Annotated in this window: 16 protein-coding genes; 7 read left to right on the top strand and 9 right to left on the bottom strand. The window is 69.6% G+C overall.

What is annotated here, in order from left to right:
• Window positions 1-141 precede the first annotated feature (141 nt).
• The 5 genes from EV292_RS15185 to EV292_RS15165 all read right to left on the bottom strand — a co-directional run bounded on the left by EV292_RS15185 (window position 142) and on the right by EV292_RS15165 (window position 5,200).
• Window positions 142-654 (bottom strand): FxDxF family PEP-CTERM protein, encoded by a 513-nt coding sequence (locus EV292_RS15185; protein ID WP_132910090.1) that lies wholly within the window; start codon window positions 652-654, stop codon window positions 142-144.
• A 348-nt stretch (window positions 655-1,002) separates the two neighbouring features.
• A complete protein-coding gene (locus EV292_RS15180) occupies window positions 1,003-1,554 on the bottom strand; it encodes a hypothetical protein (RefSeq protein WP_132910089.1) in 552 nt (183 codons plus the stop codon).
• A gap of 2 nt (window positions 1,555-1,556) precedes the next feature.
• Entirely contained in the window at window positions 1,557-2,342 is a 786-nt protein-coding gene (locus tag EV292_RS15175; RefSeq protein ID WP_132910088.1) for a WecB/TagA/CpsF family glycosyltransferase, read from the bottom strand.
• Entirely contained in the window at window positions 2,332-3,774 is a 1,443-nt protein-coding gene (locus EV292_RS15170) for an undecaprenyl-phosphate glucose phosphotransferase (protein ID WP_243693801.1), read from the bottom strand. The genes EV292_RS15175 and EV292_RS15170 overlap by 11 nt, the downstream gene beginning before the upstream one ends.
• 37 nt (window positions 3,775-3,811) lie before the next feature.
• On the bottom strand, window positions 3,812-5,200 hold the full coding sequence (locus EV292_RS15165; protein ID WP_165927136.1) for a tetratricopeptide repeat protein: 1,389 nt from the start codon (window positions 5,198-5,200) through the stop codon (window positions 3,812-3,814).
• A gap of 195 nt (window positions 5,201-5,395) precedes the next feature.
• Here EV292_RS15165 and EV292_RS15160 point away from each other — a divergent pair, with 195 nt between their 5' ends.
• Genes EV292_RS15160 through EV292_RS15145 form a run of 4 tightly spaced genes read left to right on the top strand, consistent with a single transcriptional unit; the run spans window position 5,396 to window position 9,493 of the window.
• The gene (locus EV292_RS15160) at window positions 5,396-5,998 is read left to right on the top strand and encodes a polysaccharide biosynthesis/export family protein (RefSeq protein WP_243693800.1); all 603 of its coding nucleotides are present in this window, start codon (window positions 5,396-5,398) and stop codon (window positions 5,996-5,998) included.
• Complete coding sequence (locus EV292_RS15155; RefSeq protein ID WP_132910086.1) at window positions 5,995-7,206, top strand: hypothetical protein; 1,212 nt, start codon at window positions 5,995-5,997, stop codon at window positions 7,204-7,206. The genes EV292_RS15160 and EV292_RS15155 overlap by 4 nt, the downstream gene beginning before the upstream one ends.
• Window positions 7,203-8,681 carry a Wzz/FepE/Etk N-terminal domain-containing protein gene (locus EV292_RS15150; protein ID WP_165927135.1) on the top strand — a complete coding sequence of 493 codons (1,479 nt, stop codon included), beginning with the start codon at window positions 7,203-7,205 and terminating at the stop codon, window positions 8,679-8,681. The genes EV292_RS15155 and EV292_RS15150 overlap by 4 nt, the downstream gene beginning before the upstream one ends.
• A gap of 29 nt (window positions 8,682-8,710) precedes the next feature.
• Window positions 8,711-9,493 (top strand): CpsD/CapB family tyrosine-protein kinase, encoded by a 783-nt coding sequence (locus tag EV292_RS15145; RefSeq protein ID WP_165927134.1) that lies wholly within the window; start codon window positions 8,711-8,713, stop codon window positions 9,491-9,493.
• 302 nt (window positions 9,494-9,795) lie between these two features.
• Here the strand turns inward: EV292_RS15145 and EV292_RS15140 are convergent, their stop codons facing one another.
• Entirely contained in the window at window positions 9,796-10,653 is an 858-nt protein-coding gene (locus EV292_RS15140; RefSeq protein WP_132910083.1) for a SurA N-terminal domain-containing protein, read from the bottom strand.
• 86 nt (window positions 10,654-10,739) lie between these two features.
• Between EV292_RS15140 and EV292_RS15135 the strand changes: the two genes are divergently transcribed.
• A complete protein-coding gene (locus EV292_RS15135; protein WP_132910082.1) occupies window positions 10,740-10,991 on the top strand; it encodes an XrtV sorting system accessory protein in 252 nt (83 codons plus the stop codon).
• Window positions 10,992-11,009: 18 nt separating this feature from the next.
• Here EV292_RS15135 and epsI read toward each other — a convergent pair whose 3' ends face one another.
• Window positions 11,010-11,705: an exosortase-associated protein EpsI, V-type gene (gene epsI / locus EV292_RS15130; RefSeq protein WP_165927133.1), complete on the bottom strand. Its 696-nt coding sequence runs from the start codon at window positions 11,703-11,705 to the stop codon at window positions 11,010-11,012.
• Window positions 11,695-12,594: an exosortase V gene (xrtV, locus tag EV292_RS15125; RefSeq protein ID WP_165927132.1), complete on the bottom strand. Its 900-nt coding sequence runs from the start codon at window positions 12,592-12,594 to the stop codon at window positions 11,695-11,697. The genes epsI and xrtV overlap by 11 nt, the downstream gene beginning before the upstream one ends.
• A gap of 297 nt (window positions 12,595-12,891) precedes the next feature.
• On the opposite strand from xrtV, the gene EV292_RS15120 reads away from it, so the two are divergent.
• The gene (locus EV292_RS15120; RefSeq protein WP_243693799.1) at window positions 12,892-14,106 is read left to right on the top strand and encodes a glycosyltransferase family 2 protein; all 1,215 of its coding nucleotides are present in this window, start codon (window positions 12,892-12,894) and stop codon (window positions 14,104-14,106) included.
• Here EV292_RS15120 and EV292_RS15115 read toward each other — a convergent pair.
• Window positions 14,055-15,062: an acyltransferase gene (locus tag EV292_RS15115; RefSeq protein WP_132910079.1), complete on the bottom strand. Its 1,008-nt coding sequence runs from the start codon at window positions 15,060-15,062 to the stop codon at window positions 14,055-14,057. The genes EV292_RS15120 and EV292_RS15115 overlap by 52 nt on opposite strands.
• A gap of 163 nt (window positions 15,063-15,225) precedes the next feature.
• Between EV292_RS15115 and EV292_RS15110 the strand changes: the two genes are divergently transcribed.
• The coding region (locus EV292_RS15110; protein WP_132910078.1) for a GDP-mannose 4,6-dehydratase at window positions 15,226-15,599 on the top strand (374 nt) is incomplete at its 3' end.

Genomic DNA, 15,599 nt, shown 5'->3' with positions numbered 1-15,599 from the left:
CGAACAGTGCGGCGGGCGGGTCAAGCGGGTGATCGACCCGGCACGCACGAGAACGGCGGCCGCTCCGCAGAGCGACCGCCGTCTCAACGTCCCGGGACCGGGAGGCGCGGGCGGCCCGGCGGGCCGCCGCACGCCGCCAGATCAGATCGCCTGCGCGAAGCGCACCGACGGGCGGCGACGCAGCGCGTAGCCGACGACGCCGAAGCCGAGGATCATCAGCGCCCAGGTGGCGGGCTCCGGCACCGCGGCGAAGGTCACGTTCGCGGTGTAGCTGCCGCCACCCTGCGAGCTGCCGTTGATCACCAGCTTCTGCGGGTTGGTGATCGAGGGGATGCCCGCGGTCGGCAGGGTCAGCGTGTACACGAAGTCGCTCACCTTGGTCAGCGTCAGCGCCGAGCCGTTGAGCGTGCCCGAGGCCAGCGTGAGGCCACCGGTGAACGACAGCGAGATCACGCTCGCGCTGACCGAGCCGGCGGTCGGAACGGCGAAGTGATACTCGTCGCTGAAGCTGCCGGCGGCCGGGATCACCGTGCCGGTGGTGCCCGAGTAGGTGCCGTCGGCCGACTGGGTCAGCCCGATGGTGGTGGCCGCAGTGGCCGGGGTGGCGACGGCGAAGGCGCCGGCGACGAAAGCGGATGCGATAAAGCTCTTCATGCGGATAACTCCCTTTGATCCCTGAAACACCACGACCCGGACGCTTGGAGCGGCCCTTCCTCGACCCGCCACTGATTCGTCAGATAGCCGTTTACGGAAACTAAACCATCACCAAAATGAGGACCGGCGCACTGTTTCGGGACAGCCCACGATTGTAACAACTGTCGGCTGGGCTCAACGCCACCGCGACGTCACGCTTCAAGCGGTAAATAGGCAGCGTCGCAACGACCGCTTTTTCCTTTTTCGGGACTGACGAGGCAGGGAACTAATCCAAACGGGTCCAGTTCGGCCCCTCCGCTCAGCCGGCGCGACTCGGATGAACAGCCGTTAACAATTAAGAACAGACAGTCATCGCGCGGCAACACGCCGCAACATTACTAGTAATGCCCCAAGAGCGACGATGACGATGCCACCGATCTCAAGCAACCAATTGACCCGCACCGACAGCAAGGTCACGCCGAGCGCCCAGTCGACATGATGGAACGACGAAGCGCGGACCAGGATGAAGCAATACAGGAAGATCAACCCGGCCAAGGCGATCCGACGTGGCATCTCTTGGCGCCGGATGATAGAAGGCACGACGAGCAGAGCCGCGAAGCCGATTGCCGCAACTGCGAAGATGAACGCAGCCTGAAGCTCACGTCGCCGCTCGTACCAGCCGTGCGCCTTGGTCCAGTCGCGCACGACTTGGGTAAGAAGTGATTGAAGATCGAGCTGTTTATTGACCGCCAGCAGCAACAGGATGGCGGCGAGCCCTTCCCAGAAACGCGGCGGCGGTGCGCGACTCGAGTCGCGCCGGGCGGCTGCCCCGCACAGCACCGCGGCCGCGACGTAGAAAAAAACGGTGATCCAGCCGATCGCGGTGGGATCGCCGATACCGGGGTGCCAGCGATCGTCCACGATCAGCGCGGCACCGCGCCCTGACGCTCCCGCCGCCACCGCGCCGCCATCCGAAAGATCCGCGGCCCTTCCACGAGATAGCGCCGCCAGAGCCGGCGCGGCTGCGAGCCCAGCCGGTGCGCCCATTCGAGCCCGAGCCGCTGCACCAGCACCGGCGCGCGCCGCTGGCGCCCGGTGATGAAATCGAGCGACGCGCCGATGCACAGCGCCGCGCCGCGCGCCCCGCCCAAGGCCGCGATTCGCGCCGCGACGACCTCCTGCTGCGGCGAACCGACCGCGATCAGGAGGAAGCGCGCCGCCGAGTCGCGCCCGAACGCCGCCGCCGCGTCGAGCGCGGCCTCGTCGCGGATCAGTCCCATCGGCGGCAGGTGCTGGACGAAGCGCAGCAGCGGATAGCGCTGCTCCAGCGCGGCGAGCAGCGGGGCGTCGCCGCCGATCAGCGCGATCCGGTCGCCATCGCGCGCCACCTCGTCGAGCAATCGCGCGGTGAGGTCGCTGCCCGGCGCGAGCGGCAGCGTGACCCCGCACCAGCGCGCGAGTCGCGCCAGGATGCGGCTGTCGCACAGCACCAGCGTCGCGCGCTCATAGGCCTGCCACAGCGCGGCGCCGAGCGGGTCCGCGCGCCCCAGCGTGTCGAGCCGCACCAGATGGTCGACGTTGGGGGTGACGACATAGACGAAGCAATGCCCGGGCTCGACCGAGTCGAGCCAGCGGAGCGCCGCGTCGGTGTCGAGCGGATCGAACGCCAGGCCGAGGAAGTCGCGCCGCGCGCGCGGCTCAATAGGCATTCTTGTCGAACAGCAGATTGACCACCGTCTGCACGATGATCTTGAGGTCGAGCGTGAGCGACCAATGATCGATGTAATAGCGGTCCAGCTCGACCCGCCGCTTGGCGCGATCGATCGTCTGGATCTCGCCGCGCAGCCCGCGCACCTGCGCCAGTCCGGTGATGCCCGGCTTGACGCGGTGGCGCGCGGCATAGCCCTTCACCGCGTCGAAATAATAATGGTCGCCTACCTTCATATGGGTGGCGTGCGGGCGCGGGCCGACGATCGACATCTCGCCGCGCAGGACGTTCCAGATCTGCGGCAGCTCGTCGATGCTGAGCTTGCGGATGAGCCGGCCGACCGGGGTGACGCGCGGGTCGCCCTTGCGCGTCCGCTCCGCCCCCGACACGTCCTGCCGGTCGACGTACATCGACCGGAACTTGTAGACCATGATCTCGCGGTTGTTGAAACCGAAGCGCGGCTGCTTGAACAGCACCGGGCCGCGGCTGCTCGCCTTGATCGCGATCGCGGTGACGAGCAGCAGCGGGGACAGGAAGATCAGCGCCAGTCCGGCGATGATGAGGTCCTCGGCGTCCTTGAGCAACGTGTCGCCGTCGCGCATCGGGCGCTGCCACAGCGTCAGCACCGGGATCGAGCCGACGAAATTGACGCGATAGTCGGGCGCCAGCGCCACCGCCTCGCGCGGGATCAGCGAGATGTCGATCGCCACCTCGCTCAGCTTCTCGATGATGAGGTCGAGTCGGTCGCGCTTCATCTCGGCCAGCGAGATCAGCACCTGATCCACCTCGCCGTCGCGCGCCAGCGTCAGCAGCTCGGAGAAGCCGCCGATGAAGGGCAGGTCGCCCACGGTCTCGTCGCGCTCGCGCCGCGCATAATCGTCCGCCACGCCGACCAGCAGCAGCTGCGGCAGCGCCTGCAGGTCGAGCATGCGGCAGGTCTGCTCGACGATCCCGGTGTCGGCGCCATAGATCACGACGCGCTGGCGGATCCGCCCGCTGCGCGCCAGCCGGTGGAGCAAGGCGCGCAGCACGAAGCGCGACAGCAGCAGCGATCCCACCGACCAGCCGACGTAAGCGAGCGTCAGCCCGCGCGAGAATTCATCGACCAGCCCGAACTGCCAGACGATCGCACTGCTCAGCAGAGCGGCGAAGATATAGTCGAGCGCCACCGCGGCGTCGCTCGACCGCAGCATCGCGAGCGACTGGCTATAGACGCCGCGCGACTGGCGAATCAGGATGAAGGCGACCCCGGCGATGAACGCCGCCGCGGTATGGACCCCGGGGACGACCCCCTGCCCCACCGTGACCTGATAGGAGATCAGCGCCGCGGGCATGCTGAGCAACAGGCACAGCACGTCGACGACGAAGATCAACGTCGGGATCACGTTCGACGTGAATCGCCTGATCTTGGTCGCTGGCACTACCGTCGCCACCCGCACCTGCCCCGCCGCTGCATCAACCGAAGTCCGGTCACCATTGTGCCCGCGCTAACCGTTGCTGCTCAACAAATTGTTGATCCAGCGCGGCGACGTCGTCGCGCCGGCCCGCGGCGACGAGGAATAGGCGCAGATGATCGCGCAGCAGCGGGTCGGCCGGAATGTCCTGCAAGCCGCCGCGCAGCGCGTTCTCGGCGAGCTGCGGCTGGCCCGCCTGCTGGTAGGCGCGCGCCAGCCGGACGCGATCGTCCGCGGCGCGCGGCTTCTCGGCGACCAGCCGCTGCGCGTCGAACACGGCCTGCCGCCCGCGCCCGGTGCGCAGATACAAATCGGCGCGCGCGCGCAGCGCCACCACATTGCTGCGGTCGAAGGCGAGCACCTGGTCGAGCAGCGTCTCGGCGGCGCGATCCTGCCCCTGTGCCGCGCGGGTCTGCGCCAGCAGCGCCAGCGCCGAGGCGTTGGCGGCGGTGACGGGCGGGCGGGCGAGCGGCGCGACCAGCGCCTCGGCCTCGTCCGCCTCGCCCGACAGCATCAGGAAATAGGCGTAGCGCAGCCGGTCCGCGACGCTGGCGCGGGGCGCCAGCGCGCGCGCGCGCGCCACGCCCCATTCGCGCGGTTCGTAGCGGCGCCACAGCGCGAGGACGTCGATCAGCGCGCCGCCATGATCTCCCGCGACCATCTGCTCGGTCAGCGCGCGCGCGCGGTCGCGCCGCCCCAGTCGATAGAGCGTGTCGGCATAGCCCACGCGCAGCGCGGCGTCGCGCGGGCGCAGCGCCAGCAGCTTCTCGCGCGCGACCGCGAGCGGGGCGAGCCGGTCGAACCGCGCCGCGATCGTCGCGAGCGTCTCCAGCGAGGGCGCATCGGCGGGGTGATCGGCGACATAGCGGTCGAGCAGCGCCAGCGCCTGGTCCTGCTCGCCCGAGGAGGCGAGCGCGCGCGCCTTGAGCACCGTGGCGTTCGAATCGGTCGGGCGCGACGCCAGCACCGCGTCGGCGCGCTGGAGCGCGCCGGCATAATCGCGCTCGTGCAGCGCGACGAAGCCGAGCGTCGCCTGGGGCGCGGGATCGCTCGGCTGGAGCAGCAGCACCTGATTGGCGAAGCGTCGCGCATCCTCGACGCGCCCGCTCAGCGCGGACAGGTCCGCCAGCGCCTGGAGCACCACCGCGTCGGAACGGTCGAGTTCGTTGGCGCGCGTGAAGGCGCCGAACGCGCCCGAATAGTCGCCCATCGTGAGCTGGACGCGGCCGAGCGCGGTCCAATATTGCGCGTTGGCGTCGTCGATCTGCACCGCGCGCAGCATCGCCTGACGCGCGTGCCAGGGATCATTATTGGCCATCGCGGCCTCATATTGCGCGGCGAATTGCGCTGCGCGCTGTTCCGGCGGGCGACAACCCGCCAGCGCCGCCAAGGCGATCAGCGTCATCGGCGCGCCTTCGCGCCACACACGCACCAGAATGCTGCACATACTCAACAATCTCGTGCGTACTTCTTGAGGAAAATGCGATAAGGGCGGCTGACGGTGCCGGCGATACTCGATATGAGACAGTCGAGCAATTAAACTCGTAGCGTGTGCGGATCGATGTGTGGATCAGGCCGCGAGTAATTGGGGGGTTGAGGGATGATCATGAAGCTTTGGTCGGCGGCAGCCGTGGCGTTGGCGCTGTCGACCGCCGCGCCGGCGCTGGCCCAGTCGGCCGCGACGGGCGCCGCCGCCCCGCTCGCCGCCTATCGCATCAACCCCGGTGACGAGCTCGACATCTTCGTCTGGGGCGAGGAGCGGTTGCAGCGCACCGTCCGCGTCCTGCCCGACGGCACCTTCTCCTTCCCGCTGGTGGGCAAGGTGGACGCGCTCAACGCGCTGCCCAGCGAGATCGAGGCGCGCATCACCAAGGGGCTCGAGTCGCAGTATCGCACCGCGGTGCCGCAGGTGACCGTGTCGGTGAAGACCCCGTCGGGGCTGCAATTCTCGGTGCTGGGCAAGGTGCGCTCGCCCGGCTCCTTCACCCCCGGCCGCTATGTCAACGTGATCGAGGCGCTCAGCTTCGCGGGCGGCCCGACCGAGTTCGCGCAGCTCGGCAACGTCGTCATCATCCGCAAGACCCAGACCGGCAGCCAGGCGATCCGCGTCCGGCTGAGCGACCTGATGAAGGGCTCGACCGGCGACCTGTCGGGCGAGTCGATCCCGCAGGTGCGCGGCGGCGACACGGTCATCGTCCCGTGAGGCGCGCGATCCGCTGCCTGCGCCTCGGTGTCGCGCTGCCGCTCGGCGCCGCGCTGATCGCGCTGCCGACCACGCTCGCCACCGCCCAGTCCACCCGCCTGATCGTCGACGGTCAGGCCGGGCTGGGCTATTCCACCAACCCCTTCCTGATCGACGGCGACGATCGCGGCAGCGCGTTCAGCGAGCTGTCGATCACGCCGCAGCTCATCCAGGTCGACGAGAAGGGCGACGCGGCGCTGCGCGCTTTCTATCGCCGCACCGATTACTTCAACCGCTACGATTCGGCCGACGCCTATGGCGCGGAGGCGAGCGCGCGGCGCCAGCTCAGCGAGACCCTCGCCGGCCATGCCAGCGTCGGCTATGAGAGCTCGATCCTCGGCCAGGCGAGCTACGGGCTGGTCGGCGTGCTCGATCCCAGCGTGCCGATCGATCCCGGCACGCCCGATATCGCGCTGCTCGGCCTGCGCCAGCGCCAGGAGAGCATCACCGCGGCGGTGGGTGGCGACCTGCGCATCAGCCAGCGCGACACGATCAACGCCGAGGGGCGCGCGGTCCAGATCAACTACGGCGATACCGGGCTGCTGACCTCGTCGCGCACCACCTCGGCGACGCTCGGCTGGTCGCACGCGGTCTCGGCGCGCACCAGCGTCGGCCTCCAGGGCTCGGGCTCGTGGAGCGATTTCGGCCGCCAGGGCAATTCGGGGTCCTTCTATCAGCCGCAGGTCACCGTCACCCACTCGCTCAGCGAGACGGTCTCGGTCACCGCCGCGGTCGGCGCGCTGTTCATCACCTCGCGCACCCCCGCGGGCACGGTGAAATCGACCGGACTGTCGGGCAATGTGCTGGCCTGCAAGTCGAGCCAGCGCACCAACGCCTGTCTGCGCGCCTATGCGGACGCGCAGCCCACCGGCTTCGGCGACGTGTCGAAGCGCCAGGGCGTCGGCGCGGACTATTCGTATCTGGTCCGCGAGAACGACGTGCTGCGCGCCTCGCTCGATTTCTCGCGCGTGCAGGAAACCTCTGATTTGCCGCAGGCTCGCAACGCCTCCTTCATCACTGGTGGGGCAAGCTACGAACGTGGCTTCTCGCGGCGACTCTTCGGCGGAGTCGCGGGCGGCTATCGCCGCGCGACCGGCAGCGATCGCGGCGCGGTGTCCGACCTGAACGTGAAGGCGTTCGTGCGAGTGAGATGGGGCGATACGCGGTGAGTGACCTCGATACGGAAGACGAACAGTCGGGCGGCGGCTTCTTCGGCTATATCCCGACCATCCTGTGGCAGCGCCGCTGGCTGATCGTCGTGCCCTTCGTGGTGCTGTCGACGATCGGGGTGGCGCTCGCGCTGCTGCTGCCGCCGATGTACCGCTCGTCGGCGACGTTGCTGGTCGAGTCGCAGGAACTGCCCTCCACGCTGGTCAGCTCGCCGCTCACCCAGATCATCGACCAGCGCATCGCCAAGATCCGCGAGCAGGTGCTCAGCCGCGGCGACCTGATCGAACTGATCGAGCAGAACGGCCTGTACGAGAAGGAGCGCCGCTCCAAGCCGCTGTCCGACATCGTCGCGACGATGCAGAAGGCCACCGAGGTCAAGGCGGTCAGCGGTGACATCGGCCAGGGCCAGCAGGCGCAGGCCGGCGGCACCAGCACCATCGCCTTCACGATGAGCTTCGATTACGCCGATCCCGGCAAGGCGCAGGCGGTGATGCAGAGCATCGTCAGCCGCTTCCTCGAGATCGACGCGACCAGCATGGCGGCGCAGGCGACCAACACGGTCGACTTCCTGCAGGACCAGTCGCGCAAGCTGCAGGAGCAGATCGGCCAGATCGAGGGCCAGATCACCGCGCTGAAGGCGCGCAACGGCAGCGCGCTCGCCACCGGCGGGCTGGTGCTGCCGTCGAACGCGAGCACCTACAGCTCGCAGATCGCCCAGCTCCAGAGCGAGAATCGCTCGCTGCTGGCGCAGTCGCGGCGCAGCGGCGGCAAGGACCCGCTGGTGCAGCAGGCCGAGGCGGCGCTGGTCGCGGCGCGCGCGGTGTTCAACGAGAGCCACCCCGACGTGGTGCGCGCCAAGGCGCGGCTGGCGCAGGCGCAGGAGATCTCCGCCTCGCAGGGCGCGTCGTCCGACAGCGCGCTGATCCAGAGCCAGATCCAGGCGAACAACGCGCAGATCGCGCAGCTGGAGCAGTTCCGCGCCAGCGACAATGCGCGCACCTCGGCGAGCATGGCCGCCTCGTCGCGCGCGCCGGTGGTGCTGGAGCAGGTGAGCCAGCTCGAGTCGCGCGCCAACGGGCTGCGCGACCAGCTCAAGGACATCACGGGCAACGTGCTGCGCGCGCAGAATTCGGCGCGGATGGCGCAGGAGCAGAAGGGCGAGCGGCTCACCGTGGTCGATCCCCCGGCCGCGCCCGACAAGCCGGTGTCGCCCAACCGCCTGCTGCTGATCGGCGGCGGGATCGCGGGCGGGCTGGGGCTGGGCATCGTGCTCGCGCTCGGGCTCGAGTTCCTGTTGCGCCCGATCCGCGGGGTCGACCAGCTCAAGGCGCTGGGGCTGGAGACGCTGACGGTGGTGCCCACCTTCACGCCCGATCTCGGCCCCGGGCAGAAGCGGCGCCGCTGGCTGCCCGCGCTGCGCTTCCGCCGCAAACCGTCCCTCGCCGCCGACCCCGCGTCGGGCGCGGCGCTGTGAAGATGACCGACATGCTCAAGGCGATCCCGATGTCCACGTCCCAGGCCACGCCGCTCGCGGCCGAGACCATGCCGACGCTCGACCAGTCGACCGAGTTCGGCTGGAGCAGCGCCGAGGCCAAGCAGCGCGGCATCTACGGCTTCGACAGCCGCGACGTGCGCTCGCGCCCGTTCAACATGCTGCGGTCGCGGCTGCTCAAGCTGAACCGGCACAAGGGCTGGCGTCTCTTCGGCATCGTCTCGGCGACGCCCGCGGTCGGCAAGTCCTTCTGCGCCACCAACCTCGCCGCGGCACTGTCGCGCACCCCGGGGCTCGACACCTATCTGGTCGACCTCGACCTGCGGCGCGGCTCGATCGCGCACAATTTCGGCCAGCCGGTCGAGGCGGGCATGCGCCATTATCTCGAGGGCGAGGTCGAGTCGCTGCGCTCGCTGGCGTGGCACCCGCAGGGCGAGCGGCTGGTGATCCTGCCGACCGATCGCGCGCCGGCGCATTCGGCCGAGCTGCTCGCGTCCGAGCGGATGGATCGCACGGTCGCGGCGATGCGCGCCTGCACCGCGCCCTCGCTGTTCCTGTGCGACCTGCCGCCGGTCTTCGCCAACGACGACGCGACGATCGTCACCACCAAGCTCGACGCCTTCATCCTGGTGGTCGAGGAGGGGCGCACGACCAAGAAGCAGGTCAAGGACGCGCTGCACGTGCTCGACCAGGCGCCGTGCGCGGGCGTGGTGCTCAACCGCTTCGACGGCGGGTTGCTCGCGGACAGCTATGGCTATGGCTATGGCGCGGGTTACGCCGACTATTACAAGTGAGCGCGCGCGGGCCTGACGCCCGCTCCCGCTGACGGGACGCATGCGCCGGCGCAATTTCCCGCCACCGTCATCCCGGCCTCGCGCCGGGATCCATTTCTTCGCGAGAGCAACGCCTGCGGCACTCGCGGCGCGATGGATCCCGGGTCAAGCCCGGGATGACGGGGCAAGCCGCTTCCGCGACAATAAACCTTTTTGGGTCCGGCCCCATGGATCCCGGCGCGAGGCCGGGATGACGAGGGCGCGCCGCCTCCGCGACGATGAACATGCTCGGGGCGGCGCGTCGGCGCGCCGCCCCGCCCGCCTCACTTCTTGGCCGCGCCGGGGGCCGCGGCGCCACCGGTGCCGGCGGGGGGCGCATAGCCCGGCTGATATTCGATCTTCGCGCTGGTGCGCAGCTGCTTGACCTGATCGTTGAGGCTCTTGTCCTCGTTCTGCTTGCGCAGCGCGGCGACCGCGGCCTTGCGCATGTCGTCGGCCGAGGCCGCCACCGGCTCGCGCCCGACGATCACGCTGGCGAACAGCTTGCCGTTGGCGGGCAGCACGAACGGCTCGGACGCGGGCAGCGCGAAGATGCGCTTGAGCACCTCGGGCGGCACGCTGGCGGTGTCGAGCCGGCCGGTGGTGCGCGTGAAGGGGATGTTGAGCTTGGTCAGCATCGCCGCCACCGCGTCCATCGTGTGCGCGTCCTTGAGCGGCTCGAGCACCTTGGGATCCTGCGGCGGATCGATCACGATCTGCTGGAGCGCCAGCACCTGCCGCTGCGCGAACGCCTGCGGGTTGGCCGCCATGAAATCGTCGATCGCCTTCTGATCGGGCAGCTTCTGGCTCCCCGCCTGGCGCTCCGCGTTCATCGCGATCAGCAGCTCGTCGGTCAGGCGGCGCTGGCGGCTGAGGAACTCGGGCGTCTTGTCGACGCCGTTCTTGCGCGCGTCCTGCGCCAGCAGGCGGCGGCTGATGATGTTCTGCAACAACTGGGTGCGGACCTGCTTCTGGTCGGCGCCCTGCGGCACGTTGGCCTGCTGCAACTCGGCGTTGAGTTCGCCGACCGAGATCTCGTCCCCGTTCACCACCGCCACGGTCTGGCCGGTGGGCTTGCGATCACATCCCGCGGCGAGCAGCGCGAGCGAGCTCACCGCGACCAGAGTCCCACGCCTGAACATCTCATTCCCCTCTTCATTGCCGGCGCCGTGCCTAGCACTAAGCGCGGTTTTGATGTACCGGTTCGGCGTCAAGGATTGGACGCCGGATGCAAACTGCTTACGATTGGGTGACTTTGGCCATTTTCGCCGGCCTTGTCGTGCTGTTTCTGCAACGATCGGTATCCAGCGAGCGGCAGGATTCGATGCTTGCCTATCTCGCCGGTGCGGTGATCTGCGCGCTCGCCAATTATTTCGGCAACGGCGGCTATCACCTGCTCGCGATCGCGCTCATCGTGGCGAACCTGATCTTCATCCTCCTCGTCCTGAAGCCGATCGAACTTCCCAGCCGGCGTCCCTGACGCCGGCGCGCGTCCCCATCACCCCATGCCGCTGTCGAGCACGCGGCGCACGTCGGCGGGCACCGCGGCGAACATCGACCGGGTGAAGGACGACAGCGCGCGCATCGCCGCGGCGCGATCCTCGGTCAGCGTCGACAGCCGCACCATCACCGCGTCGGGCACGTCGCCGCGCAGATTGGCGCGCGCCACCGACCAGCGCTGCTGCGCCCAGGTCAGCGGCATGTCGTTGCCGACGCGCGTCCAGTACAGCAATTGCTCGGTACGGTTGTCGGCGCGCGCGGTCATTACGATGGCGTCGAGCGTGCTGCCCGGCAGCGGGATCGCGTTGACGGTCTTGTCGGTGAGCGTGAACCCGCCCGCGGGATAGCAATATTCGGGGCGGTGGACCTGGAGGATACCCGTCTGCCCGCTGCTCTGCGCCACCAGCATCATCACCGGCAGCTCGTCCGGCGAGACATACACGCGCGTGATCAGCTGAGAGTAGAGCATGTCGGAGAGCTGGTCCGCCGGGGGCACCACCAGCCCGCTCTTCGACAGGAACGACCAGGAGCCGATCTGCTGCGGGATCAGCGCGTCGATCTTGCGCGCGCCCAGCAGGTCGATGTGATGCCCGGGCACGCGCGCGGCGGCGACCCCGGCGGTGAGCAGGAACGCCCCGCCGATGATCGCGCGACGGCGGTCCAGCAGGCGCGGCGCGATCGCGTCAGTCGTCATGGCCATTCCCCAGCGCGCGGCGCAGCGGCGCCGCCATCCCGTCGATCGCGAAGATGGTGAGCACCGCCATCAGGAACATCACCAGCCCCGCGAAATCGTGCGCGAACCCCTGCGCCGCCGCGTCGCCGAAATAATAAGTGATGAGGATCAGCAGGATCACGCGGATGAAGTTGGCGAACACCGCGATCGGCAGGATCGTCACCATCAACAACGCGGCGTAGCGCCAGTTCGCCTGATGGCGGACGTAGATATAGAACAGGCAGATCGCGGTGAGACTGATGATCGAGTTGAGCCCCGCGCAGGCCGCCGCCACCAGCAGGTCATATTGCGCGATCTGGATCGACACGCCCGAGCTGCCGATCGGATAGCCCAGCGCGTACAGCAAGTTCACCGCCTGCTGCGAGATCGCGATCTTGAGCGGCTGGGTGACCACCGCCACCACCTGATCGGGCGGCGGGAAGACGAAGCCGAGATAGAAGAGCGGGAACCACAGCCGCCGCAGCACCGCGCCGCCGAGCAGCGCATAGCCCGCCACCAGCAGCGCGCCGTACAACGCGAAGCCCTCGATCTCGATGATGCCGGTGATGCGCGCGGCGACGTAGCACAGCAGGAAGAAGGACAGCAGCGACCAGACGATCGCGGGCCGCCCGGGCGTGCGCAGCGGCCAGGCGGCGGGCGCCTCGCGCCACAGCAGCCACAGCCCCGTGGCGAGCACCAGCGGGCCGTGCCCACCCTGTTCGGTCGACCAGCTGAACTGCGCCACCGTCAGCATCGTCGGCGTCGCCAGCGCGACGCAGCCGATCAGCAGCAGCCAGCCGGTGAGCGGAAGAGCGGGGAATCGAAGCGGTCGCCTGCCACGGACCCGATCGCGATCGGTCGCGGCGTCCAACGTCGCACTATGCTGGCTATTCACCTGTATCGAACTCGATAAGCGGGCAAATACCGAAGCGGCACCGGCGCCCCCTTTCCGGCAGAATGTTGCATAAACGCGAAAACCCCTCCTCGCAACCGAGCCCCCCGGCTTTGGCGCGGCGGAGGTGACGAAAACGGCACGCTTCTCGGTTAACATAGGGCACACCATGGTCGCCCGCCCGGTGCGGCGCGTTGACATGGCGGTGGAAAAGTCGCGACCGGCTGGGCTACAGCGGGCGGGCGCCGCTCGGGCGCGGGACGCGGGGTAGAGCGGGTGTCAGCTGTTGAAATCGTCGCCACCGTGGCAGCGGCCGCCGTCGCCGCGCCCCCGGTCGCGCTGACGCTCGCTTTCGTGGTCGAGGTCGTCGCGGGCCTGCGTGTCCCACCGCCCGCTCCCGCCCCGCCCGCTCTCACCCCGCCGCCCTCGCCCGCCGCCGCCGGCCCGCGCGCGGTGATCGTGATGCCCGCGCATGACGAGGGGCCGATCATCGCGGCGACGGTGGCGCGGCTGCTCCCCGAACTGCCCGCGGGGTTCGAGCTGCTGGTCGTCGCCGACAATTGCCGCGACGACACCGCCGCGATCGCCGAGGCGGCGGGCGCGACGGTGGTGCGGCGCGACGATCCGACGCGCCGCGGCAAGGGCTATGCGCTGGCGCACGCGCGCGATTCGCTCGCGGCGCGTGCCCCCGAGTCGCGCCCCGCGGTGGTGATGGTGCTGGACGCCGACGGCGCCACCGACCGCGCCTCGCTGGCGGCGATGGCGGCGCGCGCGACCGAGCGCCCGGTCCAGGCGGTCAACCTGCTGGCCCCCGACCTGACCGCCGCGCCGATGGTGCAGGTCTCCAATTTCGCCTTCGTCATCAAGAATCTGGTGCGCCAGACCGGGCTCGCGCGATTGGCCGGGCGGGCCAATCTGACGGGCACGGGCATGGCCTTTCCCTGGCCGATCTTCCGCGACGCCCCGCTCGCCACCGCGGACATCGTCGAGGATCTCGCGCTCGGGCTCGATCTGGCGCGGCGCGGCGCGCTGCCGGGGTTCGTGCGCGAGGCCACGGTGTGGAGCGCGGCCAGCAACGCCGCGGGCACGCTGCAGCAGCGCACGCGCTGGGAGGGCGGCTTTCTCGCCACGTCGCTGCGCCGCGCGCTGCCGGCGATGGCGTCCGCGCTGCGCCGCGGCGACGCGCGCGACGGCTGGGCGGGGCTCAGCCTCGCGATCCCGCCGCTGACGCTGCTGCTGATGGTCGATCTCGCCGCGCTGCTGGTCGCCGCGCTGCTGGTGCTCGCGGGCGCCTCGGCCTGGCCCGCGGCGGTGCTGGCGGTGGCGATGGCGGCGGCGGCGGTGGCGCTGCTGGTGGCGTGGCGCCGCGTCGGGCGCGCCTTCCTGTCGCCGGGGGCGGCGGCGCGGCTGCCGCTCTACGTGCTGTGGAAGATCCCGCTCTACCTCAAACTGCTCGGCGGGCGCCCCACCGCCTGGCTGCGCGCGCGCTGAGCCACCAGCCAGCGCTCGAGCCGCTTGCCGCGCTCGATCATCGGCCGCTCGAAGCGGAAGGTGGAGAGATGCGCCGCCGCGAAGACCGCGGCGAACAGCAGCGGGCGCTTGGCATAGCGGATCACCGTCCCGCCGCTGCCCAGCCATGTCGCCGCGAACATGACGTGGAAGACATAGACCGCGTAGGACACTTCGGCGACGTAGCGCGCGGGCGCCGAGCCGAACAGCCGCCGCATCCAGGCGGGCGCGGCATAGATCGAACAGCCCACCGCCGCCGCGGCGAGATAGGGCCGGGCATATTGCAGCGCACCGCTCGCCTCGTGCGCGGCGGCGACCACCAGCGGCAGCAGCAGCAGCGGCAGCAGGGCGGGGAGGCGCTCGGTCCAGCGCGGCGCGTGCGCATGGACCAGCGCGAGCGTGGCGCCGGCGAGGATCTCGTCGATCCGCTGCCAGGTGAAGATGCTGATCGGCGCGTGCTGCACCACGCGCGTCGCGGTGACCGCGAGGCAGAGCAGCGGCAGCAGCAGCAGCGCGCGGCGTCCGCCCAGCGCGACCAGCAGCGCGACGCCGAGGTAGAATTGCACCTCGACGCACAGGCTCCACAGATGATCGCCCCCCGCCAGCAGATGCGTCGGCGGCAGGTTGGCGACGAAGGCGAGATTGGCGGCGAGATCGACGGACGCGGCGCGCGTCACCAGCGCGAGCGCCAGCATCGCCGCCCAGGCGAGCGGGACGATGCGGAACAGCCGGCGGATCAGGAAGGGGGTGACATCGGGCCGGTGCCACAGGAACTGGGTGATGAGGAACCCCGACAGCGTGAAGAACAGCGCCATGCCCGACGCCGCGGCCGCGCCGTTGAGCGCCCAGCGATGCGGCCCGAGCGGCAGCAGATGCCCCGCGAGCACGAGCAGGATGCTCAGCGCGCGCCAGCCGTCGAGGATCGGGATGCGCTGCATCAATCGTCCCTTAGTCTTTGACCACCATGGTTGGCCATCGTCCGACGCGTCATGCCGGCTTTGTCTGAAAGCTTTCTTGTCGCCGCGGAGGATCATTGGCACAAGCACGCGTCCGGCGAGAGGCCGGGGGCGCGCGCGTCAGTCCAGGGGAGTAACATCGATCATGTCGCGTAACTATCAGTCGCGCAAGCGCGTGCTCGTCACGGGCGGAGCCGGCTTCCTCGGCTCGCACCTGATCGACCGGCTGCTCGATCGCGGCGACGAGGTGCTGTGCGTCGACAATCTGTTCACCGGCGCCAAGCGCAACATCGACCATCTGCACGGCAACGCGCGCTTCGAGTTCCTGCGCCACGACGTGTGCTTCCCGCTCTACGTCGAGGTGGATGAGATCTACAATCTCGCCTGCCCCGCCTCGCCGATCCATTATCAATACGATCCGGTACAGACCACCAAGACCTCGGTGATCGGCGCGATCAACATGCTGGGGCTGGCGAAGCGGCTGAAGTGCAAGATCTTCCAGGCGTCGACCAGCGAAGT

This window comes from Sphingomonas sp. BK235, from assembly GCF_004345855.1.
Classification (GTDB): Bacteria; Pseudomonadota; Alphaproteobacteria; order Sphingomonadales; family Sphingomonadaceae; genus Sphingomonas.
Note: the sequence above shows the minus strand (reverse complement) of the source record. Positions and strands in the feature narration are given on the sequence as shown.

Excerpts from the sequence above, each read along its gene's own strand:
- EV292_RS15185 (WP_132910090.1), bottom strand. The coding sequence starts at position 654 with ATGAAGAGCTTTATCGCATCCGCTTTCGTCGCCGGCGCCTTCGCCGTC.
- EV292_RS15175 (WP_132910088.1), bottom strand. The coding sequence starts at position 2,342 with ATGCCTATTGAGCCGCGCGCGCGGCGCGACTTCCTCGGCCTGGCGTTC.
- EV292_RS15165 (WP_165927136.1), bottom strand. The coding sequence starts at position 5,200 with ATGACGCTGATCGCCTTGGCGGCGCTGGCGGGTTGTCGCCCGCCGGAA.
- EV292_RS15160 (WP_243693800.1), top strand. The coding sequence starts at position 5,396 with ATGATCATGAAGCTTTGGTCGGCGGCAGCCGTGGCGTTGGCGCTGTCG.
- EV292_RS15145 (WP_165927134.1), top strand. The coding sequence starts at position 8,711 with ATGTCCACGTCCCAGGCCACGCCGCTCGCGGCCGAGACCATGCCGACG.
- EV292_RS15140 (WP_132910083.1), bottom strand. The coding sequence starts at position 10,653 with ATGTTCAGGCGTGGGACTCTGGTCGCGGTGAGCTCGCTCGCGCTGCTC.
- EV292_RS15135 (WP_132910082.1), top strand. The coding sequence starts at position 10,740 with ATGCAAACTGCTTACGATTGGGTGACTTTGGCCATTTTCGCCGGCCTT.
- epsI (WP_165927133.1), bottom strand. The coding sequence starts at position 11,705 with ATGACGACTGACGCGATCGCGCCGCGCCTGCTGGACCGCCGTCGCGCG.
- EV292_RS15115 (WP_132910079.1), bottom strand. The coding sequence starts at position 15,062 with ATGCAGCGCATCCCGATCCTCGACGGCTGGCGCGCGCTGAGCATCCTG.